The 885-nt window shown below is 46.6% G+C and carries 2 protein-coding genes; both read left to right on the top strand.

Features of this window, described 5'->3' with window-relative positions:
* On the top strand, nucleotides 1–654 hold a 654-nt coding region (locus tag AC1DVH_RS31930; protein ID WP_477757142.1), incomplete at its 5' end, for a winged helix-turn-helix domain-containing protein.
* Between the two features lie 29 nt (nucleotides 655–683).
* The coding region (locus AC1DVH_RS31935) for a hypothetical protein (RefSeq protein WP_477757143.1) at nucleotides 684–885 on the top strand (202 nt) is incomplete at its 3' end.

Below are 885 nucleotides of genomic sequence, written 5' to 3' on the forward strand. Positions count from 1 at the left end.
CTAGCTGAGGGCTTTAGGGAATTAGTCGCAAGCCACGTAGGCCAGGATATTGCCGTTGATGCAATGTGCTATAGCAACTCATTCAAAAGAAACAAGAATTCTAATTCATACCGTGCAATTTTTATCGTTATCGACAGCCCTCAGGCGTTTGTTGAAAGCCTCACCCTGGTAGAAAACATTCGCGCCGATAATCTGGCGTCAATAATTTTCATCGCCATCACCGGTAGAGGCACCTACAACAAGATGAAATACTATCTTGCCGGGGCCGACTACTGTATTAATTGCGACACCTTTGCAGACGAAAATACTGACGCACTGTCCGAGTTTTTTAGCAGTCCAGAATGGCAAAAAAAGCAAAATCTGCTTTTGGACCCCACTCGCATGTGCCTGATTGGCGACCATAAAAAACTGGACGTATCGTTTGCGGAAATGAAGATTCTCGAGGCTTTTTCTCAAACAAAGAACCAAATATTGAGCCATGATGAAATCGCCAGGATCATGGGGCTGAATATAAATTTTTATGACCCAAGAGCCTTGGAAAAGTCGATCAGCCGCCTTCGCGGCAAAATAAAAGACATGTATGGCAGCAACGCCATTCAAAGTATTCGTGGGCATGGATATCGTTTAATCAGGGGTCTGATCTCGACAACCTGATTCTAAATGTAGAAGGGAGTTTCTGTATTATGAACGCAACAGGGAGCGTGCGACTCTACGGTCACGCAGAGCATTACCTGTCTCGACAATTGATTCTCACTCGGGATGACTGCCCGTTTGGCAGCGAGATCAGAATACATTTTGACGACTCCGCTTGCGCGTCCCGCGCGCCAGAGGCGCATCAGATGAGCGGGATCTACAGTGAAGTACTGATGCAGACCAGGCTGATTG

Source organism: Pseudomonas sp. P4_C3, assembly GCF_056402075.1.